This window comes from Pseudomonas sp. SHLD1, assembly GCF_028640935.1.
Lineage (GTDB): Bacteria > Pseudomonadota > Gammaproteobacteria > Pseudomonadales > Pseudomonadaceae > Chryseomonas > Chryseomonas aestiva.
The window spans coordinates 785,741-805,033 of sequence record NZ_JAQZAD010000013.1; the positions used below are offsets into that span (position 1 = coordinate 785,741).

Consider the following 19,293-nt stretch of genomic DNA (forward strand, 5'->3'; position numbering starts at 1 on the left):
ATATACAGTATGCGACAGGCGACGAAGCGGCAAGGTTCAGATGCTCTGGCGCGGCGCTACATGCCGCCTGACGGCGAGCACCCACAGATACCTCGAATAGTGATACTGTTTTTATGTACAGTGATCGCATTCTGGCATGCCAGGATTTTTGAGCTACCATTTCGTTCACCAGGGAGGACGACTTTATGTTGGGAAAGCCAGCGAGAGTGGTGTTTGCATTGACTGCAGTTGCACCTATCTCAATATCTCTGAGTTATGTGCTTATCAAAAACAATCGTGACTGGGTGCTGGCCTTAATTGCGTTGGCATCCTGCATTCTGCTGGGCGCCCTATGTCGGGTCATAATTAAATATTCGTCTAAAAATTTTGAAGTTCTTCCTGTCGTTATTAAGAAAGCCAAGAGTGCTGATAAGGAGGTTTTAGGTTTCTTTATTGCATATGCCTTGCCCCTTATATTTAAAGGGCAGGAGCCTCCTGAAATGGGGGCTTGGATGCTTGCAGGAGGAATGCTGCTTTTTGTGCTTTGGACGACTCACGCGATTCAAGTTAATCCAGTTCTCGGGCTGCTCGGCTATCATTATTATGAGGTCGAAACCCAAGAGGGAATAACGTACTTGATGATAAGTAAGAGGGCTATAAACGACGTTAGCAAGATCAAGAAAGTGGTTCAGCTCACGGAATATGGAATAATTGAGTGTAATGAGGGATAGAAATGAATCTATTTGCTTTGACTGATATTGCTGGCTCTAGAATTATTCGCTTTCCTCTCTCCGCCGACTTGCAGAGAGATATAGAGAGCACATTCGTTGATCAGAGGGATTTCTTTTTTGAAAGCGTCATCGATGAGGTCATTTTTGACGGCCAATACACTCCGCTGGACTATGAGATTCTGGTAATCCAGAATTTCGTGGACGTTGATGGCGTCCTTCATGCGGTGGGGAATCCGTTAGCAATTGACCAGTACGATCCCCAGGTCCACAGTCTTGATAACGTTAAGAGTATTTTCTGCTCGGTCGATGGACCTAATGGCCCTCAAGTACTCTTCCAAGTATTTGAACGACGCAGGGTGCTGGCCAGAAATGCTCTTACAATGTTCTATGCGAACAATCAATTTCAAAAAATAACAGATACAGGTCTTTCGCTTGATAGTAAGATCGTGGCTGTAGTTGAGGCAGGTGTTCTAAAGTTTCATAGCTTCCACTTCGCAAAGCGGATCTTCGATCTTAGTGACTATTATAGAGAGGCAACTAATGAAGAGGTGGTTTCCTTCACTAGCCACGAGAAACTTAAAGTAGAGGACCCCGAGCGATTTTTGGAGGTTGCTGGTTCGCTGATTAGAAGGAAAATTTCCTTCATTCGTCAATCGGCAGTACTCGAAGAGAATTCGGTCGAGCAAATAGCTATAGTTGCAGAGTCGGTAAGATTTCCTTTGCAAGTTACGCAGGAAGGAAGAATAGTTGTTCCAAATGACAGTGCGGGTCTTCGTAGTCTGCTAAGATTTTTAGATGAAGATTATTACGAGTCTCCACTTTCGCGAACGCTCTATCTTTCAAGTTCCAAGCGGAAAGTAACCTAATAGAGCGTGAGGCCGACTATGTCGGCCTTTTTGTTACTGCACGATCTTGCTCGGCGGCACAATGGCGCCGACCGGGTAGCAATGCTGGATCTGCTCCCATGGAATTGATCGGCGGCCGAAGGCGTCATTGACGGACATCAGGCTTACCTCATAGTCGTCGGCCCGCAGCAGCTCCTTGACCATGCTCTCGCCCTCATCGTGGACACCATGGAGCTTGATGTAGACGTACTCGCCTGGCACCAAATCGCCATTGGGCTCGATGATCGCAACCCAGCCAGAGCGGATGGCAGGGGACATCGAGTCGCCGCGCAGCCGCAAGGCATAGGCATCCTTGTCCTGGGTGGGGAAGTTGATATGGCCCTCGCTCGGGCTCAAAGCCGTCCAGTAGCCCTCGGCGCCCAGCTGCGCGATGCCGACTATAGGGATCTGCCGGAAGGGGGAGGTGATCGGGATCGGCTGGCCAACGTTTGACTGGTCGCTCGTCTTCGGCCGGTCCAGGCTGAGCGGCTCGAGGCCGAGCTTCGCTTCAATGTCTCGCGCCAGCTCCTCGCCGATCCGCTTGCGGTGCGTCTCATTGGGCGTCAGGCAGCGCGATAGGTAGCTCTGGGCACGATCGACCGCAGCCGCAAGCGCGACCATCTTCCCGTCGAATCGAGCGTTCATGATGGCGCGTAGGTTGGTGCGCCGGGCCTCGTAAATGTCCATGCGAGCAATGATCCCTAAACATTATCTCTAGGTAAATTTCCTATAGGTATTGAATGGGTATTACCTTGAGGTTATATTTCGCCTATCCCTCAAGGAGAAATCCCATGCGCACCAAGCATCCAGCATTGCTGGAGTGGCTCAAGACCGCCGATGACGACGCGGTGGCGACCACCCAGACCACCCGCGGCTATCTGCGGATGATCGGCTACGGCCACAAGACAGCTTCCGCAGAGATGGCAGCAGGCATTGAGCGGGCAACGGCTGGCGCGGTTACGCGCAAAGCCTTGCGCCCCAATGACTGGAACCTGATCTGGCCGGAACTCGCGCTGGCGTCCTGATCATGAGCACACCCGCATTTAGCCAAGACCCATCTGCAAGAGCACGGGAGATCGAAGCCCTGGTCTTGCAGCGACTCGTGTCGGTGGGCCAGAAGACCGTCGCGGACGCAATCGGCTTGTCCGAATCGACCGTGTCGCGCTGGAAGGAAGGCGAGATTGAGCGCTGGGCAAAGCTGTTTGCGCTCCTGGGACTGCAAGTCGTTCCGGTTTCTGCGGTGGTGGTCAACGCCGAATACCTGCGCTCACTCGAAACCCTGGCGGAGCTGGGGCTGAAGGCTGAGAAGAAGCGCCCAGGACCCCTGGGCTGGGATTGAGTCATGACCGCAGTTCTGGTCAACGATGATGAATGGGCCCTGTTCGCTGGCGAGCCGGCGGAGCTGCTGAAGCTCTACGTGGCCCTGAAGCGCCGTATGGACTTCGCCACCGGCATCGCTGGAAAGCAGACGCTCATCAATGAGATAGTGCTACGCGAAGGCTTCACCGTGGACCCTATCCCTGGGCGTCCTACGCCTAAGCCCGTCACGCGAGAGCAGTACCGATCGGCCGTCCGAAGACTGGAAAAGATCGGTGCTCTCAAGGTGGTCGGCCCCCTCGTTTTCGAGTTTCCCCACGCTCGCACGCATCAGTCCGCCCAAAAGAGCTACAACCGAGCTACAACCGAGCTACAACCAGGGCAGCAACCGAGCAGCAACCAGCCAGAACTCAGCAACGACGAGGGTTCTAGCCAGGAGGAGGGTGGAGCTGCAACCGGGTTATTTTTTGAGCAACCCGCTAGCAGCAACCTACTTCCGGAGTCCGGTAATACACCACCACCATCACCGCGTGCGTGCGCAACCGACTCCCGCACCAGGTTCGCCATGACGGCGGATTGGGAGCCGAACCCGCAGACCTTCAAGGCCACGCTCACGATGAACGCCATGGCCGGCGTCCAGATCCAGCCTGACCAACTTCTTGAGTTCCGGTCGTTCTGGATCGCCAACCCTGATGAACACCGAACCCAAGCCCGCTGGGAGCACGCGCTCGCCCAGCATCTGAAACGGGAGCACCGCCATGCACAAGCCAACCCCGGACGCCTTTCCTCAGCAGAAGCCGCTCAGAACCGCCCCGCGCGTGGTCAACCTGGCCGCGGTCGCAACCTCTCAGCTACAGAACAGGTCCGCGAAGCCATCGAGCGCGGACGCTTCGAGCGAGCCCAAGCGTGTGGACCCGCTGCGCATGGAGCTGCTGGAGCAACTGTGGATCACGATGGTGGAGACCTACGGCCACCGCTGGACGGCGAATTTTGGCGTGACTCCGAAGCCTGACCACGCCTGGGCCAAGCACCTGACGGGCATCTCCGGTCGCCAGCTAGCCAACGGCCTGGCTGCGCTGTCCAGCCTGGAGAACGATGGCTGGCCGCCCTCGGCGCCGCAGTTCCGTGCCATGTGCCTCAACGTCCCCGGGCTGCCCACTGAGGAGGAGGCATGGGACCAGGCGCTGCGCGGTGAGTACGGCCACGATGCCGTGCGCGTCGCCGCGAAGTTGACTGGCACCTACGACTTGCGCACCGCACGGCCGGACAACAAGGTTCTGCGCAAGACCTTTGCGCGCAACTACGCCGTGGTCCGGGCTCGCGCCGTCATGGGTAAGCCGCTTGAGGACACGATCCCCCTCGGCATTGAGCACGAGCACAAGTCGCCGATGCAGGTGCAGTTCGCCCATAGCCACCAGCAGGCGCGGGACCTCATGCAAGCCCAGGGCATTCCCAGCGACCCCGCGCAAGCCCGCGCCATGCTGCTGGCCAAGATGCGCATCCGGAGAGACAACCATGCGTGAATTCGCCGCGGTGGAGTTCGTGGTACCCGGCAAGCCCATCGGCAAGGGCCGGCCCCGTATCGGCAAGGTGGGCGCCCATGCCCGCATGTTCACACCAAAGGAGACGGTGGCCTATGAGGGCCTGATCGCCCATGCGGCCCAGATTGCCATGGGCGGGCGGAACCTGATCCCGCACCCAGTCATGGTCGAGCTACAGATCCTGCTGCCGATCCCTCAGTCGAAGTCAAAAAAGTGGAAGGCCCAGGCTGTCGCCGGCCAGGTATTCCCGACCACGAAGCCCGACATGGACAACGTGATCAAGGCGATCTACGACGGCCTCAATGGCGTGGTGTGGCGGGACGACGTCCAGGTGGTCGACGCCATCGTGCGCAAGCGCTACGCCGAGACGCCGTGCGTGCGCGTGCGGATCGTGCCGCTGATGACGGAGGAGGCGGCGTGATGGGCATCTACTGGCTACTGATCCTGCTGGCGCACCTGCACGACCTGCATGGTCTGCGCTCTCAACGCTCTGCCCGGCTTTCCTGTGACTGGCTGGGCGATGTAGAGGGGCAGGGCCATGACTGATCTCGTGATCCGCACGCCCGCCGACCGCGAGCGCCTGATGTCCTTCCTCGCCGACCTGGATCTCTCGAAGCCGCGGAAGATCGCCATTACCGAGATCCGCAGCCAGCGCAGCGACGCCCAGAACCGCCTGCTCTGGATGTGGAACAACGCGATCCAGAGACACCTGGCCGACAGCTTTGGCCAGTTCGCCAGCGCCCAGGAGTGGCACGAGATCCTGGTGGCGCGCCTGTGGCCGTGCGAGGTCCGGAAGGTGGCCATGCCTGGGCCCGCCGGCGGCGAGTTCAAGATCGGCCGAGCCAAGACCAGCGGCTTCACTCAGGCCCAGATGACCGAATACCTCGACCTGCTCGACCGCTACTGCGCCGAGCATCTCGAACTGCTGCTGCCTCACCCCGAGGACCTGATGTTGGCCATCTACGGCCAGAGGCGGACGGCATGATGACCTTCCTGTCTTACCTGGTCCCGCTGGCAGGAGTCGGCATCGTCGGTCATGGCCTGCTCCAGCTGAAGCGCGAGCGGGAGGCCCGAGAGCTACGCAGGCTGCTCCGTGACCGCCATGACCAAATCGAGCGCCAGGCAAAGCGCCGCCTGTGATCCACCCGGCAAGGACGCCTGCAGTTGTCTGCGCCGCCAGGTGGCCGCGCAAGTCGCAATCCAGATTTCCGAGGTATCCCAGATGCGCCTGAGTTCAGCCCGAGACGAGTGGTTCAACGCCTACTACCGCCCAGGGGACGGCACCAACCGCCATTGCGAGTCGCTGGCGTTGGTCGGCCCCTACCAGAGCACCGAGCGCGTGCGCGGCGTGACCGGGTTGGTGAACGAGACCATCGGCGCCCACGTCCGCAGCGTGGTGGAGCGCTTGCCGGCGGACCTGTTCGCCTTCGGCAACCACCTGTATCACCCGGACAGCAACGACCTGTGGCGCGAGGTAGCCGAATGGTCGGTGTTCCAGCTGGCCTACCTGCGCGGGCCTAAGATGTACGCGAAGAAGCACGCCAAGGCCGAGTTCGTCGCCATGGCGGTGCTATACCGGTACCGGCGCCAGCACCAGGGCGGGCAGAGCGCCGCGCCGGACCCGCTTCCGACGCCGGAGGCCTTTCGCACCTTTCTCGATTACACCTACGGCGTGGAGCTGGATGCCCGGAACTGGGACCGGGAATGGGAGGAGTTCGTCCAAGCCTGTTTCACCGCCTGCAACGACCTGGACAAGATGGCTCTGGCGCCCGTCGCGAACCTTCTTCGGGCGATGAAGTGTGCGGCTTGACACAAATGTGCGGCTGGCGGCATGATTTATTCATCGTGTGAAGCAGCACCCCATCAGAAGCCTCGGCAGATTCGTCTCCCGGGGCTTTCTTGGATCTGGCCATTGGAGATGACCATGGATCGATCCGAGAGAAGGCATCACGCGCAACGCGTGAAGGCCAAGTTCTACCGAAAGCAGAGTGCCCATGAGGCGTGGACGAATGACGCCAGGATGGCAGGTATATTCGCCAATCACGGTAAGGTCTGCTCTTGCTTCATGTGCGGCAACCCTCGCCGCTACTTCCACATGCTGACCATGCAGGAGCGGCGTGCTGATGCCGCAGGATGGCCCGTATGAGCCGAAGCCGCAGAAAGACACCTATCTTCGGAATGACGACCTGCGAAAGCGAGAAGGCCGACAAGGCCAAATGGCATCGCAAGTTCCGGCGTGCGGCGAGAATGGATGTCGAAGGCAGCCAGTTCACCAGCTTCCGTCAGTACGGCAGCACCTGGTGCATGGGGAAGGATGGCAAGCAGTACGTGTCGGACGCGGACCGGCGTTTTCCGGGCTGCCTCAGAAAGTAAGCAACGCCCCGGCCGATGTGCAGGGGTTTTTGCTTCAGCCTTCGAAATCCAGGGTGGCGCCAATCTCCCGCATCTTGCTGTAGATCGTCTCCAGCTGCTCCTCCGGCAGAGTCAGCCTCGCAGCGATGAAGAAGAGCATCTGCGCGCTCAGCTCGCGGGGCTGGGCGCCGCCAGTGTACTTTCGCCACTGCCTGCCATCCGACAGGCCGGCCAAGTCGGCAAGCTCATCGCCGGTCGCCTTCATGCCAGCTGCTTTCAATAGCGCCTTGAGCTGGGCCAGGTCTTCGGTGGTAGGCGGCTGGTAGTGCTTGATGCGCTGCATGGTGGACCCCAAAGAGAGACCCCGCTTTCGCGGGGCCTGGGTATTCAGTTGAAGAGCTTGATGACTATCGCCGTCACGCCGGCCACGGCACTGACCAGGCCAGTGGCAACTGCAACGGGGTACCAGAAGATGTCTACTCGCAGCTTGTTGGTCTCAGCGTTGAGCTTGCTGGTTTCGGCCATCAGCTTGGCGATCTCGGAGTGGATCTTTTCGAGTTCGGCGTGGGTCATTTCGAGGCTCATTGGTTCGTCCCTTTGGGGCTGTCGGGCCGCGCGGTATGCGCTTCCCATGTGAAATATATTAGGCCCATTGGGCCTATTTTGCAACAGGGCAAATTCGCCTTTCATCGTTATTTATCAGGCTCGCCTCGGCGGGCCTTTCGCATTTCTGGAGCATCGAAATGGACCCATCCGATCTGGGCGGCGGCAACCCGACCGGGTGGTTCACCGCGGGCGGTATCGGCCTCGCCTGGGGCCTGACCTGGCTTCGCAAGTTCTACTCCAGCACGAACGCCTCCGTCGCGAATGATCGCGCCGAGAAGGACATGCTGGAGCGCTTGACCGAAGAGAACAAAGACCTTCGGACGACACTGGAGACGGTGACGAAAGAACGCAACGAGATGTACCGAACGGTGGGCGAACTCACCGGGACCATGAAGGCAATGAAGTCGCAGCTCGACCTGCAGGAAGCCCAGATCAGCCAATTGACGAGCGAGGTCTCGCAGCTACGGCAGGCCTTGCAGAGGACCGGTTATGAACGGCGAAACCCTGAAGCGCGCTAAAGCATGGTGGCGACGGTACGAACTGTGGGCGCTGGGGGCACTGCTGGTGCTGAGCGGTGGCATCTTCGGGTACCAGGCCGCCATGTACAGCGCTCACCGGATCATGCTCGTAGAGCTCGCTGCGATCCGTGACGCCTACGATAAGGCGCTGGGCAAGAAGGATCAGCGGCTCGAAACCCTCGCGAGCCAGACCGGGAAGGCTGCTGAGGTTGCCGCCGGCGCAGCGCAGCAGGCCAGTGAGGCGGCAGCTAAAGCGGCGGGTGCAGCTCATGGTAAGCAAGCTGGAGAATTACGATGAAAAGAGGGCAGAGAGAACTGCCCTCCAGAGCAATCATTCTTTATTCACGATCTCGATCTGTTCCTCAATCTGCCCTTTTATCGGGCTCGCCTGGCCCTGAAAATTTACGGTCCCGTTAGCGAAAACATTTACAACCAAGCGGTCTGGAAAGGTGATCTTAACGGTCCCGATTGCGTTTTCTGCACCGAAGGTGGCTTTGGGATACATGAGACGCAGGATCTCAATGAGGCGTTTTGGATCACCACAGGAAATTGCCATTTTGTACTCCTTACATAATGGGATAGCCCCAAGCGGATCGGCCGTCTCCGGAATTTCTGAAGGCGGCGGTAGACGATCACCACTTGGTTAGCGTCAGGGGGGCGAAATGGTCAGGCCTTTTCCGACTTCAGCTTTCTTCTCGACCGCTGCGGATAGTTGGCTACAAATGGCCCCGGCAGCGGATCTGCTTGAGTGGGTCAGAGCAACGCTCCTGAAGCCCAATAACCCGCTTTTCAACGAGGACCACATCCACCTGCTCGACGCGGACATCGGCTTCCTCTGGGCCAGGACAGGCTTCGTCAAGGGCGGTCGCTTGGTGCTAGGCCAAGCCGAGCAAGTGGCGTTCCGCGCCGGCGGCTGGCAGAAGGCGAGGGCAGAGCAGCAGATGGTGGAGTGGTTCGGGTGCATCCCGGACTTCCTCATCACCCTGGCCGCCGACTACTGCGCCGAATGCAGCGACGCCGAGTTCTGCGCCCTGGTCGAGCACGAGCTCTACCACATCGCCCAGGAGCTGGATGGCTTCGGCGCCCCAGCGTTCACCCGGGACGGCATGCCCAAGCTCAAGCTGCGCGGCCATGACGTCGAGGAGTTCGTCGGCGTGGTGCGTCGCTATGGCGCCAGCCCGGACGTGCAGCGCCTGGTGGAAGCCGCGAACAGCCGCCCCGAGGTGGAGAAAATCAACATTGCGAGGGCCTGCGGAACCTGTCTGCTCAAGTCGGCCTGATTGACAGCACATTGACGGAAGTATCCCTATGGCCGCCCTGAGCAACGATGTGAAAGCCTTCATCGTTCAGGCGCTGGCCTGCTTCGATACCCCCTCGCTGGTGGTGACCTCCGTCAAGGAGGAGTTCGGCGTCGATGTCAGCCGCCAGCAGGTGCAGTGCTACGACCCCACCAAGTACCAGGGGCGCAACCTGCACCAGAAGTGGCGCACCGTATTCGACGACACCCGAAAGCGTTTCCGCGAGGAGACCGCTGATATCCCGATCGCCAACCGGGCGCACCGTCTTCGCACCCTGGGCCGCATGGCCGAGAAGGCGGAGGGAATGCGCAACCTGGCGCTGACTGCCCAGCTGCTGGAACAGGCCGCCAAGGAAGTGGGCGACGTGTACGTCAACCGCCAGACCAAGGCCGAGATGCCGCACGACGATCTGCCGCCGACCCGCGTGCAGGTCGAGGTGGTAGACGCGAGGGTGCGCGATGAATGAGCTGACTCAGCAGCAACTGAAAGATGTCCTGTCATACGACCCGCTAACCGGAATCTTCCGCTGGAAGGTAAACCGCCCTCGAGCGCGTGCTGGACAGGACGCTGGCTACCTCAACAGCAGGGGCTACAAGCGGGTCCAGATTGATGGACAGGCCTATGCACTCCATAGGCTAGCGTTCCTGTACATGGACGGCGAGCTTCCAGAGGGGGACGTCGACCATATCAATCGTGACCGAATCGATAACCGGTTCGAGAATCTTCGTCGGGCAAGTAGAGCCGCGAACCTCCGGAACAAGGGAACGTACCGACGCTCAGCGCTGGGAATGCCTGGAGTGAGCCAGCGCGGGCAGCGATTCCGGGCCTACATCAATCGTGACGGCAACCGGTTCAACCTCGGAACGTATGACACCGCGGAGGAGGCGAGCGAGGCCTACTGGCGCGCGAAGCGTGAGCTGCACCCCGAGTACTCACCATGCCCACATTGAACGTGCCCCAGGCGCAGTTCCTGCAGCTGCCCAACAAGTTCCGAGGGTTCGTGGCGGGGTTCGGATCAGGCAAGACCTGGGTGGGCTGCGCAGCGCTGTGCAAGCACGTGTGGGAGTGGCCCAGGATCAATTCTGGCTACTTCGCCCCGACCTACCCGCAGATCCGGGACATCTTCTTCCCGACCATTGAGGAGGTCGCCTTCGACTGGGGCCTCAAGGTCCGGACCAAGGAGAGCGACAAGGAGGTCGAGTTCTACAGCGGCGGCCGGTACCGAAGCACCACGATCTGCCGGTCCATGGAGAAGCCCCAGACCATTGTCGGCTTCAAGATCGGCCACGCCCTGGTGGATGAGCTGGACGTGCTGCCCGCGGCCAAGGCCCAGCAGGCCTGGCGCAAGATCATCGCGCGGATGCGCTACAAGGTGGACGGGCTGAAGAACGGGGTGGACGTCACGACGACTCCCGAGGGCTTCAAGTTCGTCTACCAGCAGTTCGTCAAGCAGCTGCGCGCCAAGCCGGCGCTGACGGAGATGTATGGCCTGGTGCAGGCCAGCACCTTCGACAACGAACTCAACCTGCCGGACGACTACATCCCTTCGCTGATGGAGTCCTACCCCGAACAGCTGATCATGGCCTACCTCGACGGCCAGTTCGTGAACCTGACCTCGGGCACGATCTACACCGCCTATGACCGCAAGCTCAACGGCAGCCTGGAGACCATCCAGCCCGGGGAGCCGCTCTTCGTGGGGATGGACTTCAACGTCGGCAAGATGTCGGCCATCGTCCACGTCAAGCGCCTGGGAATGCCGCACGCGGTCGACGAGATCATCAACGGCTACGACACGCCGGACATGATCCAGAAGCTCAAGGAGCGGTACTGGCTCTATACCGGGACCGAGTACCGCAACACTCGGCTGATCCGGATCTACCCGGACGCCAGTGGCGATTCCCGCAAGTCGGTGCGGGCCAGCGAGACCGACATCTCCCTGCTCAAACAGGCCGGGTTCATGGTCGTCGCCCCGGGCGCCAACCCGCCGGTCAAGGACCGCATCAACGCCATGAACGCCATGTTCCGCAACGCAGTGGGCGAACGGCGCTATCGCGTGAACGCCGACAAGTGCCCGACCTATGCCGACGACCTAGAGCAGCAGGTCTGGGCGGAGAACGGCGAGCCCGACAAGAAGCAAGGCAACGACCACCGGCCCGATGCCGGCGGCTACTTCATTCACAAGGAATACCCGATCACCAGGTACTCCCTCGCAGGCGTCGCATAATGGGTGTCAAACAGTTCCTCTCCGACAAGCTGGTCAACCTCGTGGCCAACCTGGGCACCGAGCGGGACAAGGCGTCCCATTCGGGCTACCTGATGTCGACCCTGACCGATCAGCAGCTCCTCGCGGCCTACCGCAGCAGCTGGTTGCCGCGAAAGATCATCGACATCCCGGCGCTCGACGCCTGCCGGCGCTGGCGTGGGTGGCAGGCTTCCAAGGAGCAGATCCAGGCCATCGAGGCCGAGGAGAAGCGCCTGGCGCTGGTCGCCAGGGTCCACACCGCCATGATTCGAGGCCGCCTGTTCGGTGGTGCTGCGGTGTTCATCGGCACCGGCGAGCGCGACACAGCGAGCGAACTGCGGCCCGATCGTATCGGCCAGGGCGGCGTGAAGTACCTGACCGTCATGAGCCGGCGTCACCTGAGCCCGACCGAGATCGAGCGAGACGTCCAGTCGCCGCGCTATGGGATGCCCAAGGCCTACCGGCTGGCTGGGTCCAGTGTCGACATCCACCCTTCGCGTTTGGTCATCTTCCACGGCGCCGAGCACGCCGACCCCGAGCTGGTCGAGGGCGAGGCCCATGGCTGGAGCGACTCGGTCCTGACCTCGGTCATGGAGGCAATCAAGCAGAGCGACGGCACGCTGGCCAACGTAGCCAGCATGGTGTTCGAGGCAAAGGTCGACGTCATCAAGATCCCGGATCTGATGCAGAACCTCGAAGACAAGGGTTGGGAGAAGCTGCTGATGGATCGCCTCCGGCTGGCGGCCATGCAGAAAGGTATCAATGGCACGCTCATGCTGGATGCTGGTGAGGACTACCAGACCAAGACGGCCAACTTCAGCACGCTGCCCGACATCATCGACCGCTTCCTGCAGAACGTGACCGGCGCCGCGGACATCCCAGCCACCCGATTCCTCGGTCAATCCCCGGCTGGGCTCAACGCCAGCGGGGAGTCAGACCTGCGCAACTACTACGACCGGATCCAGTCGGGCCAGGAGCTGGAAGTGCGGCCCGCCATGTCGGTGCTGGACGAGTGCCTGATTCGCTCGGCCCTGGGCAGCCGGCCTCCTGAGATCCATTACGTCTGGAACAGCCTCTGGCAGCCCACGGCGACGGAGCGCGCCACCATCGGCAAGACCGTCGCCGACACCATCAAGGTGATCAAGGACACCGGTCTGTTCCCGGACGCCGCGCTTTCCAGTGCCGCAGAGACGGCCCTGGTCGAGTTCAGCGTCCTGCCCGGCCTGGAGGCGGCCATGGAGAAGTACGGCGAAGAGCTGCCAGACGAGGAGGGCGGCGAGGGCGATCTGGACCCTGATGGCCAACTCGATCCCGAGCCCGCACCTACAACCTGAAGTAGCGCCCAGCGCCAAGGAAAACACCATGCTCCTGCACGACTCCGTGTCGGTTTCGGCTGTCCGCCGAACCACTGACGGCTACCTCGTGGCCGAGGCCCGGGTAGCGCGCACTGGCATCCAGGACTACCTCGGCACCGAGGTGGGCAAGCCTGAAATGCCCATCGTCCGGCTGTACCGCCCGCCCGAGGCCGTATTCGCCGAGGACGCCATGCGCTCCTACGCCTATCGGCCCATGACCAACGGCCACCACGGCGATGTGAACGCCGCCAACTGGAAAGAGCTGGCTGTGGGCCAGACCGGTGCCGAGGTGCTGCGCGACGGTGAGTTCGTCCGCGTCCCGATGGTGGTGATGGATGCAGCGGCTATCCGCGATGTCGAGGGCGGCCGCCGCGAGCTCTCCATGGGACTGGAAGCCATCGTCGTCTTCGAGGATGGCGTCACTCCCGACGGCGAACCCTACGACGCCCGCGTGGAAAGCATGCGGATGAATCACCTGGCGCTCGTTGATCGGGCGCGAGGTGGCGAGCAACTACGGATCGGGGACCAGCGCAGCCCCGGTGCGAATACCCCTGCGCACCCCAACGACAACGGAGGCCATCCCATGGCTGATTCTCTGCGCACGGTCATCGTCGATGGCCTGTCTGTGCAAACCACTGACCAAGGCGCCCAGGCGATCGAGAAGCTGACCAAGCAGCTGGCCGACGCAGGCGTCAACGTCAAGACGCTGACCGATGCTCACACCGCGGCCATCGCAGGCAAGGACCGCGAGCTGGCAACCAAGGACAACGAGATCGAGAAGCTGAAGGGGCAACTGCTCTCCGACGCCCAGATCGATGCTCGCGTCCTGGCGCGCGGCGATCTGATCGGCAAAGCCAAATCCATCGCCGACGCCGACTACAGCGGCAAGAGCGACGACGAGATCCGCAAGGCCGCCGTGGTGGCCAAGCTGGGCGACGCCGCGGTGGCCGGCAAGAGCGCCGACTACATCACCGCTCGCTTCGACATCCTGGTCGAGGACTCCAGCGATCCGGTGCGCCAGCACCTGAAGACGCAGGACGGCCAGTTCCAGAACCCCAATGACAACGGCCAGGCCGCCTATGAGGCGCGTCTGGGTGATGCCTGGAAAGGAGGTGCCAAGTAATGCCGTCCATTCAGACCAGCTATTCCGAGAACATCCGCGCCAGCGTACCGGGCCACATCCCGGACATGACCCACGCCGACGTCGTGTCTCGCACTGTCGAGTCGGCTGCCGGCCTGGGCTTCGGCCTGCCGGTGTTCCAGGGCACCGCCGACAAGGCCGTCCGCGTCTTCGCCACTGGCGATACCGCGGCCAAGTTCGTGGGCGTGTCGGTCCTGGACCGCTCCGCCAGCGGCCCCAACGGCTTCGTGCAGTTCGAGTCCGCGCGCATCCTGCTCAACGGCCCGATCAGCGTTACCGCCGCCGTGGCGGTCAAGGCGAGCGACCCGGTAACGGTCACCGCCGACGGCACCTTCAGCAACACCGGTGGCATCACGATTCCGAACGCTCGCTGGGACACCAGCGCCGCGGCCGGCGCCGTCGCCAACATCTTCCTCAAGTAAGGAGCCGACATGCGCGCCCCCTTCAAGCTTTTGGACGCCCAGGCCGCCCTGGGTTTCGTGATCTCCCAGACCACGCACATCGAGCGCCAGGTCAACGAGATCGTCTATCCCGACATCCAGTATCCCGGCCTGGTGCCGGTCGATACTTCCGCCAGCCCCTGGGCCAAGACCGTCACCTACTTCTCCTCGGACAAGTACGGTAAGGCGGACTGGATCAACGGCAACGCGGACGACATCCCGCGCGCCGGTACCGAGCTGACCAAGTTCGAGACCCAGATCCACACCGCCGGCATCGGCTACGGCTACGGTCTCGAAGAGATCAGCCAGGCCGCCATGCTCGGCTACAATCTCGACGCCGAGGATGCCAAGGCCGCGCGCCGGGCCTACGAGGAGATGGTCGACCGTGTCGCGCTCTACGGTGACAGTTCGAAGGGCTTCTCCGGCCTGGTGAATGCGCCGAACGTCACCGCCGGTTCGGTTACCAACGGTAGCTGGGCAACTGCCACGCCGGACAAGATCCTCGCCGACGTGAACAACCAGCTGGCAGGCCAGGCTCAGGGCACGCTGTACACCGCCCTGGCAGACACCCTGCTGCTGCCCCTGGACAGCCTGAACCTGCTGGCGACCCGCATGGTGAGCGACCTGTCCACCGAGACCATCCTCAGCTGGCTGCTGCGCAACAACGTCTACACCGCGCAGACCGGCCAGCCGTTGACCATCCGCGGTCTCCGCGGGCTGGAGAAGGCAGGCGCTGGCGGTACTCGCCGCATGGTGTCCTACCGCCGCGATCCGTCGGTGGTGAAGCTGCACCTGCCGATGCCGCACCGCTTCCTGCCTGTATTCCAGGCCGGTCCGATGCGCTGGGAAATCCCCGGCATCTTCCGCCTCGGCGGTGTGGATGTCCGCCAGCCGCTGCAAGTCCGCTACGCCGACGGCCTGTAAGGAGGTCCCATGCCCGAGATCACCAACACCAGCGGCACGCCGATTGGCCTGCCCGACGGCTCCATCATCCCGCCGAAACAGACCGCGACGGTGGACAACTGGGACGACTTCAAGGACCGCGCCAACCTGAAGCACTACGTCCAGCAGAGCGTGCTGGTCGTGGCGGCCAGCGCGGGCGGCCAGACCCCGTCCGCCAACCCGAACCAGGGCGTTAACGAGACCGAAGAGGAACAGCAGAAGCGCGACCTGCGCGGCAAGCTGGATCTGCTCGGCATCCAGATGCACCCGAACACCGGGCTGGAGAAGCTGCGCAAGGCCCTGGCCGAAGCCGAGGCCTCGAAGGCGCGCACCGAGGTGATCGAGGCCCTCAAGGCCAAGGACGTCGAGTTCGACGAGACCGCGAGCCTGGACGAGCTGAAGGCCAAGCTGGAAGCCACTGAGTAACACCCCGGGCGGTTCGCCGCCCATCTATTCGAGATCGACGCCATGGTAGATTCCTACGGCACCCTGCTGGGCGCCGACGCCTACCACGCCGCCCGCGCCAGCAACGGCTGGGCAGGTGACGAGGCCAGCAAGCAGGCCGCGCTGCTGCGCGCCTCGGTCTACATCGACGGCCGGTACCGTAAGCGCTACCGCTCTGGCCGCTGGGTATCGATGTTCCCCGGCGAGAAAGCGCAGGGCCGCGCCCAGGCGCGCGAGTGGCCTCGCATCGGCGCCCAGGATTACAGCGGCAACCCCATCGCCGCCGACGAGGTGCCGGCCGAGGTCGAGCAGGCCACCTACGAGGCCGCCCTGCGCGAGCTGGTGAACCCGGGCAGCCTGAGCCCCGACTTCGTTGCCACCAGCCTGGTCAAGAGCGAGAAGGTCGGCCCGCTGGAAACGACCTATGCGGTGCCGGATGCCAACGCCCCGGGGGCCGAGCCGACCCGGCCGGTGATCACCCTGATCGACGAGATCATCGCGCCGGTGCTGGTCGCCCGGTTCGAGCTGCCCGCCGTGGTGGTCGTGTGACCGAGGCCGAGATCCTCGCCGCCATCGACGGCATGACCCCGGCGCTGCAGCGGGCCTACCTGGAGCAGATCCGCGCCACGGTCGACGCCGCAGTCATCACCGAGGTGGAAAAGCTGATCGCCCAGCAAGACGACGCTGGTCTGGTGACCCTGCTGTCCCTTGGCGCGTTCGCCGCGCTGCTGGAAGCCGTCCGCGCCGCCTACATCAAGGGCGGGACCCTGGTGGTCATCAAGATGCCGGGCGGGCGGAAGGTGCAGTTCGACCAGCACGCCGAGGCCGCACAGCGCTGGCTCAACCAGAACGCTGCCGACCTGACCGGCACCATCGCCCGGGAGCAGGCCGAGGCCATCCGCGTCACGACCGCCGCCGGCCGCGCCGCCGGACGCACGCCGCGCCAGATCGCGCTGGACGTCGTCGGCCGCCGCAACGAGCGCACCGGGCGCCGCCAGGGCGGTGTGCTGGGGATGTCTGCCCCTGAGGCCCAGGCCATCGCCAGTACGCGCGAGCAGCTGCGCAGCGGCGTCGCCGAGCGTATGCGGCAGTACCTGGCCAAGGCCGACCGCGACCGGCGCCTGGATGGGATCGTCGAGCGCGCCATCGAGCAGGGGCGGCCGGTGACGGTCACCGATGCTCAGCGCATCACCACGGCCTACGCGGCGGCCAAGGTCGACAAGCATGCGCTGCTGGTGGGCAAGGCCCAGGCGCATGAGGCGCTGAACGCCGGCTTCAACCGCCTGCACGGCCAGGTGCTCGAAGGCCCGGTCAAGCCGCGGTCGGTGGAGAAAATCTGGCGCAACAAGGGCGACCTGCGGGTCCGCCATGCTCACGTCACCCTCGGTGGTGTCCGCGTGGGCTTCAACCAGCCGTTCCAGTCGCCAACCGGCGCGCGGCTTAACTACCCCGGCGACAAGACGCTGGGGGCCTCCTGGGCCGACCTGGCGAATTGCCGGTGCACGGTCTCGTATCGAGTGACCTGGTGATGACCGATATCCACGACCGCGGCCGGGCCCTGGCCATCCGCATGCTGGCTCCGCGCTCCAAAGGCGGGAAGGGCCTGAATCTCACCCTGACCAAGCCAGGCCAGAAGGCCTACGACCCTGCAACCAGCACCGTCACAACCTCGCCTCAGGCCTTTACCGGCTCGGGCCTGCGTGAGAGCTACAAGCAGACCGACATCGACGGCACGCTCATCCGCCAAGGCGACGTCAAGCTGCTGGTCTCGCCGGTGCAGGCCGACGGTACCGATCTGCCGGAGCCAGTCACCGGCGACCAGATCCGGTTCGACGGCAAGGTGCTGAAGGTCATCAGCGTCGAGCCCTGGAACTACGCGGGTGTCGCCTGCGGCTACGAGGTCCAGGGGAGGGCGTAGGCCATGGCCAAGACGCACCACATGACGGCGCGCTACGGCGGCCTGGAAGGCGACTTCGTGGCCCAGCTGGAAGAGTTCCAGCTGCAGGCCCTGGCCGCCATTGAGCAGACCCTGCGCGACGTGGTGATCCAGATCGGCGAGTCGCTGATCAACCTCAGCCCGGTGGACACCGGCCGGTTCAAGGCGAACTGGCAGCTGACCATCGGCGCCCCGGCGAACAGCAGCCTGATCACCACCGACAAGGAGGGCGACGACACCATCGCGCGCCTGGTGGCCGCTGCCAATGCCCTGGAGCCCGGGCAGGTGGCTTACCTGGTCAATACCTTGGTCTACGGCATCCCGCTGGAATACGGCCATAGCCAGAAGGCGCCACACGGCATGGTGCGGATCACCATTGAGCAATTCCAGCGGATGGTCAAAGAGGCCGCGGAGGCGCACCAGGTATGAGCCAGAAGCGCATCCGCCAGCTGTTCGAGTCGAGGCTATCGGCCTGGGCCGTTGCCGAGGGCTACCCAGTGGCCTACCAGAACCAGGACTTCACCCCGCCCGAGAACGGGATCTACCTCCGCGCCTACCTGCTGCCGGCTCCGACCGGTAGCGACACCCTGGCTGGCGATCATCGCCGGTACCAGGGCGTGTTCCAGATCAGCGTGGTGGTACCGACCGGGCAGGGGGCTGGCCAGGCCGAGGACATCGTCGGCGAGCTGGCGGACCTGTTCCCGCTGTATGACCGCCTGACCAGGGACGCCTTTACCGTGGTGATCACCACCCCGGTAAGCCAGGGACCTGAGGTCCCCGAGGCCAGCACCTTCACCTTGCCGGCCAGCTTCAGCTACCGCGCCGACACCAACTGATTCGCCCGTTGGGCAAACCCGAGACCCGCCTGGTGCGGGTTTCTTCATTTCTGCACGAGGAATAGATCATGGGCTACAAGCTCCCCAACGGCGCCACCTTCCAGATGGCGTCCACCTACGGCCCTGCCGTCGCCATCAGCGCCATCAGCAACGCCAGCGAAGCGATCGCTACCATCGGCTCCGGCGCGGCGATCGCCACGGGCGACATCGTCCTGCTCACCTCCGGCTGGAGCCAGCTGAACGGCCGTGTGGCGCGGGTGAAGGCCGTGAACTCCACCGCGGTCACGCTGGAAGGGATCGACACCACCAACCTGACCAGCTTCCCGGCTGGCGGCGGCGTCGGCTCCATGAAGAAGATCACCGCTTGGGTGGTCATCCCGCAGATCACCGAGGTGGCCTTCGCCGGCGGCGAACAGCAATACACCGACGTCGTCTTCCTCGAGGATGCCCAGGGCCGCCAGCTGCCGACGGATAAATCTGCGGCGAGCATGACCCTGACCATTGCGGACGACCCGGTCCAGGCCTGCGTGCCGGTGCTGAAAGCTGCCGATGCGAACCAGCAGGTCGAGGCCGCGCGGCTGAACTTGCCAGGGAATGACACCCTGTTCTACGGCGCCTTCATCTCCTACTCCAAGCAGCCGGTGGTTGCCCGTAGCCAGATCCTGACGCGCACTGTTGGCCTGGCCCTGCAGGCCGAGCCCACCCGCTACTCCACCGCTGCCTGAGGCTGA

The 19,293-nt window shown here is 62.8% G+C and carries 33 protein-coding genes; 29 read left to right on the forward strand and 4 right to left on the reverse strand.

Features of this window, described 5'->3' with window-relative positions; translation table 11 throughout:
* Positions 1–185: 185 nt before the first annotated feature.
* The gene (locus PVZ77_RS09040; protein WP_273807249.1) at positions 186–710 is read left to right on the forward strand and encodes a hypothetical protein; all 525 of its coding nucleotides are present in this window, start codon (positions 186–188) and stop codon (positions 708–710) included.
* A 2-nt stretch (positions 711–712) separates the two neighbouring features.
* Positions 713–1,576, forward strand: coding sequence for a Kiwa anti-phage protein KwaB-like domain-containing protein (locus PVZ77_RS09045; protein ID WP_273807250.1), 864 nt, complete (start codon positions 713–715; stop codon positions 1,574–1,576).
* 33 nt (positions 1,577–1,609) lie between these two features.
* Here the strand turns inward: PVZ77_RS09045 and PVZ77_RS09050 are convergent, their stop codons facing one another.
* Positions 1,610–2,281, reverse strand: coding sequence for a S24 family peptidase (locus tag PVZ77_RS09050; RefSeq protein ID WP_273807251.1), 672 nt, complete (start codon positions 2,279–2,281; stop codon positions 1,610–1,612).
* Positions 2,282–2,385: 104 nt separating this feature from the next.
* Here PVZ77_RS09050 and PVZ77_RS09055 point away from each other — a divergent pair, with 104 nt between their 5' ends.
* From PVZ77_RS09055 to PVZ77_RS09100, 10 genes are all read left to right on the forward strand, one after another.
* A complete protein-coding gene (locus PVZ77_RS09055) occupies positions 2,386–2,619 on the forward strand; it encodes a hypothetical protein (RefSeq protein WP_273807252.1) in 234 nt (77 codons plus the stop codon).
* 2 nt (positions 2,620–2,621) lie between these two features.
* A complete protein-coding gene (locus tag PVZ77_RS09060; RefSeq protein WP_273807253.1) occupies positions 2,622–2,933 on the forward strand; it encodes a CII family transcriptional regulator in 312 nt (103 codons plus the stop codon).
* A gap of 3 nt (positions 2,934–2,936) precedes the next feature.
* The gene (locus PVZ77_RS09065) at positions 2,937–3,923 is read left to right on the forward strand and encodes a DnaT-like ssDNA-binding domain-containing protein (RefSeq protein WP_273807254.1); all 987 of its coding nucleotides are present in this window, start codon (positions 2,937–2,939) and stop codon (positions 3,921–3,923) included.
* Positions 3,907–4,434 carry a hypothetical protein gene (locus PVZ77_RS09070; RefSeq protein ID WP_273807255.1) on the forward strand — a complete coding sequence of 176 codons (528 nt, stop codon included), beginning with the start codon at positions 3,907–3,909 and terminating at the stop codon, positions 4,432–4,434. Before PVZ77_RS09065 ends, PVZ77_RS09070 begins: the two co-directional genes overlap by 17 nt.
* Positions 4,427–4,873 carry a RusA family crossover junction endodeoxyribonuclease gene (locus tag PVZ77_RS09075; RefSeq protein ID WP_273807256.1) on the forward strand — a complete coding sequence of 149 codons (447 nt, stop codon included), beginning with the start codon at positions 4,427–4,429 and terminating at the stop codon, positions 4,871–4,873. Before PVZ77_RS09070 ends, PVZ77_RS09075 begins: the two co-directional genes overlap by 8 nt.
* Entirely contained in the window at positions 4,870–4,998 is a 129-nt protein-coding gene (locus PVZ77_RS09080; RefSeq protein ID WP_273807257.1) for a hypothetical protein, read from the forward strand. The genes PVZ77_RS09075 and PVZ77_RS09080 overlap by 4 nt, the downstream gene beginning before the upstream one ends.
* Entirely contained in the window at positions 4,991–5,437 is a 447-nt protein-coding gene (locus PVZ77_RS09085) for a recombination protein NinB (protein ID WP_273807258.1), read from the forward strand. The genes PVZ77_RS09080 and PVZ77_RS09085 overlap by 8 nt, the downstream gene beginning before the upstream one ends.
* The gene (locus PVZ77_RS09090; RefSeq protein WP_273807259.1) at positions 5,434–5,592 is read left to right on the forward strand and encodes a hypothetical protein; all 159 of its coding nucleotides are present in this window, start codon (positions 5,434–5,436) and stop codon (positions 5,590–5,592) included. Before PVZ77_RS09085 ends, PVZ77_RS09090 begins: the two co-directional genes overlap by 4 nt.
* The gene (locus PVZ77_RS09095) at positions 5,555–6,262 is read left to right on the forward strand and encodes a hypothetical protein (RefSeq protein WP_273807260.1); all 708 of its coding nucleotides are present in this window, start codon (positions 5,555–5,557) and stop codon (positions 6,260–6,262) included. Before PVZ77_RS09090 ends, PVZ77_RS09095 begins: the two co-directional genes overlap by 38 nt.
* A 332-nt stretch (positions 6,263–6,594) precedes the next feature.
* Positions 6,595–6,825: a hypothetical protein gene (locus PVZ77_RS09100; RefSeq protein WP_273807261.1), complete on the forward strand. Its 231-nt coding sequence runs from the start codon at positions 6,595–6,597 to the stop codon at positions 6,823–6,825.
* 34 nt (positions 6,826–6,859) lie between these two features.
* On the opposite strand, the gene PVZ77_RS09105 is transcribed toward PVZ77_RS09100, so the two are convergent.
* Both PVZ77_RS09105 and PVZ77_RS09110 read right to left on the reverse strand, forming a co-directional pair.
* On the reverse strand, positions 6,860–7,147 hold the full coding sequence (locus PVZ77_RS09105) for an XRE family transcriptional regulator (protein WP_273807262.1): 288 nt from the start codon (positions 7,145–7,147) through the stop codon (positions 6,860–6,862).
* A 44-nt stretch (positions 7,148–7,191) separates the two neighbouring features.
* Positions 7,192–7,389 (reverse strand): hypothetical protein, encoded by a 198-nt coding sequence (locus tag PVZ77_RS09110; RefSeq protein ID WP_443218040.1) that lies wholly within the window; start codon positions 7,387–7,389, stop codon positions 7,192–7,194.
* Between the two features lie 158 nt (positions 7,390–7,547).
* Here PVZ77_RS09110 and PVZ77_RS09115 point away from each other — a divergent pair, with 158 nt between their 5' ends.
* Positions 7,548–7,928, forward strand: coding sequence for a hypothetical protein (locus PVZ77_RS09115; protein WP_077172953.1), 381 nt, complete (start codon positions 7,548–7,550; stop codon positions 7,926–7,928).
* Complete coding sequence (locus tag PVZ77_RS09120) at positions 7,900–8,226, forward strand: hypothetical protein (protein WP_273807263.1); 327 nt, start codon at positions 7,900–7,902, stop codon at positions 8,224–8,226. Before PVZ77_RS09115 ends, PVZ77_RS09120 begins: the two co-directional genes overlap by 29 nt.
* Positions 8,227–8,259: 33 nt before the next feature.
* On the opposite strand, the gene PVZ77_RS09125 is transcribed toward PVZ77_RS09120, so the two are convergent.
* Positions 8,260–8,484, reverse strand: a complete 225-nt coding sequence (locus PVZ77_RS09125) for a hypothetical protein (RefSeq protein ID WP_273807264.1) — start codon at positions 8,482–8,484, stop codon at positions 8,260–8,262.
* Between the two features lie 106 nt (positions 8,485–8,590).
* Between PVZ77_RS09125 and PVZ77_RS09130 the strand changes: the two genes are divergently transcribed.
* From PVZ77_RS09130 to PVZ77_RS09200, 15 genes are all read left to right on the forward strand, one after another.
* Entirely contained in the window at positions 8,591–9,208 is a 618-nt protein-coding gene (locus PVZ77_RS09130) for a putative metallopeptidase (RefSeq protein WP_273807265.1), read from the forward strand.
* Positions 9,209–9,236: 28 nt separating this feature from the next.
* Positions 9,237–9,692: a DUF2280 domain-containing protein gene (locus tag PVZ77_RS09135; RefSeq protein WP_273807266.1), complete on the forward strand. Its 456-nt coding sequence runs from the start codon at positions 9,237–9,239 to the stop codon at positions 9,690–9,692.
* Positions 9,685–10,176, forward strand: a complete 492-nt coding sequence (locus tag PVZ77_RS09140; RefSeq protein WP_273807267.1) for an HNH endonuclease — start codon at positions 9,685–9,687, stop codon at positions 10,174–10,176. Before PVZ77_RS09135 ends, PVZ77_RS09140 begins: the two co-directional genes overlap by 8 nt.
* Positions 10,164–11,450 (forward strand): terminase large subunit domain-containing protein, encoded by a 1,287-nt coding sequence (locus tag PVZ77_RS09145; protein WP_273807268.1) that lies wholly within the window; start codon positions 10,164–10,166, stop codon positions 11,448–11,450. The genes PVZ77_RS09140 and PVZ77_RS09145 overlap by 13 nt, the downstream gene beginning before the upstream one ends.
* Positions 11,450–12,802, forward strand: a complete 1,353-nt coding sequence (locus tag PVZ77_RS09150; protein ID WP_273807269.1) for a DUF1073 domain-containing protein — start codon at positions 11,450–11,452, stop codon at positions 12,800–12,802. Before PVZ77_RS09145 ends, PVZ77_RS09150 begins: the two co-directional genes overlap by 1 nt.
* Before the next feature lie 28 nt (positions 12,803–12,830).
* The gene (locus PVZ77_RS09155; protein ID WP_273807270.1) at positions 12,831–13,946 is read left to right on the forward strand and encodes a DUF2213 domain-containing protein; all 1,116 of its coding nucleotides are present in this window, start codon (positions 12,831–12,833) and stop codon (positions 13,944–13,946) included.
* Complete coding sequence (locus tag PVZ77_RS09160; protein WP_115945623.1) at positions 13,946–14,386, forward strand: structural cement protein Gp24; 441 nt, start codon at positions 13,946–13,948, stop codon at positions 14,384–14,386. Before PVZ77_RS09155 ends, PVZ77_RS09160 begins: the two co-directional genes overlap by 1 nt.
* A gap of 9 nt (positions 14,387–14,395) precedes the next feature.
* Positions 14,396–15,328, forward strand: coding sequence for a DUF2184 domain-containing protein (locus PVZ77_RS09165; RefSeq protein WP_273807271.1), 933 nt, complete (start codon positions 14,396–14,398; stop codon positions 15,326–15,328).
* A 9-nt stretch (positions 15,329–15,337) separates the two neighbouring features.
* Positions 15,338–15,772 carry a hypothetical protein gene (locus PVZ77_RS09170; protein ID WP_273807272.1) on the forward strand — a complete coding sequence of 145 codons (435 nt, stop codon included), beginning with the start codon at positions 15,338–15,340 and terminating at the stop codon, positions 15,770–15,772.
* 42 nt (positions 15,773–15,814) lie between these two features.
* The gene (locus tag PVZ77_RS09175; protein ID WP_273807273.1) at positions 15,815–16,339 is read left to right on the forward strand and encodes a DnaT-like ssDNA-binding protein; all 525 of its coding nucleotides are present in this window, start codon (positions 15,815–15,817) and stop codon (positions 16,337–16,339) included.
* Positions 16,336–17,319 carry a hypothetical protein gene (locus PVZ77_RS09180; protein ID WP_273807274.1) on the forward strand — a complete coding sequence of 328 codons (984 nt, stop codon included), beginning with the start codon at positions 16,336–16,338 and terminating at the stop codon, positions 17,317–17,319. Before PVZ77_RS09175 ends, PVZ77_RS09180 begins: the two co-directional genes overlap by 4 nt.
* Positions 17,319–17,708: a hypothetical protein gene (locus PVZ77_RS09185; RefSeq protein ID WP_273807275.1), complete on the forward strand. Its 390-nt coding sequence runs from the start codon at positions 17,319–17,321 to the stop codon at positions 17,706–17,708. The genes PVZ77_RS09180 and PVZ77_RS09185 overlap by 1 nt, the downstream gene beginning before the upstream one ends.
* A 3-nt stretch (positions 17,709–17,711) precedes the next feature.
* The gene (locus PVZ77_RS09190) at positions 17,712–18,155 is read left to right on the forward strand and encodes an HK97 gp10 family phage protein (protein WP_273807276.1); all 444 of its coding nucleotides are present in this window, start codon (positions 17,712–17,714) and stop codon (positions 18,153–18,155) included.
* Complete coding sequence (locus PVZ77_RS09195) at positions 18,152–18,562, forward strand: DUF4128 domain-containing protein (RefSeq protein ID WP_273807277.1); 411 nt, start codon at positions 18,152–18,154, stop codon at positions 18,560–18,562. The genes PVZ77_RS09190 and PVZ77_RS09195 overlap by 4 nt, the downstream gene beginning before the upstream one ends.
* Before the next feature lie 68 nt (positions 18,563–18,630).
* On the forward strand, positions 18,631–19,287 hold the full coding sequence (locus PVZ77_RS09200) for a phage tail protein (protein ID WP_273807278.1): 657 nt from the start codon (positions 18,631–18,633) through the stop codon (positions 19,285–19,287).
* Positions 19,288–19,293: the final 6 nt, after the last annotated feature.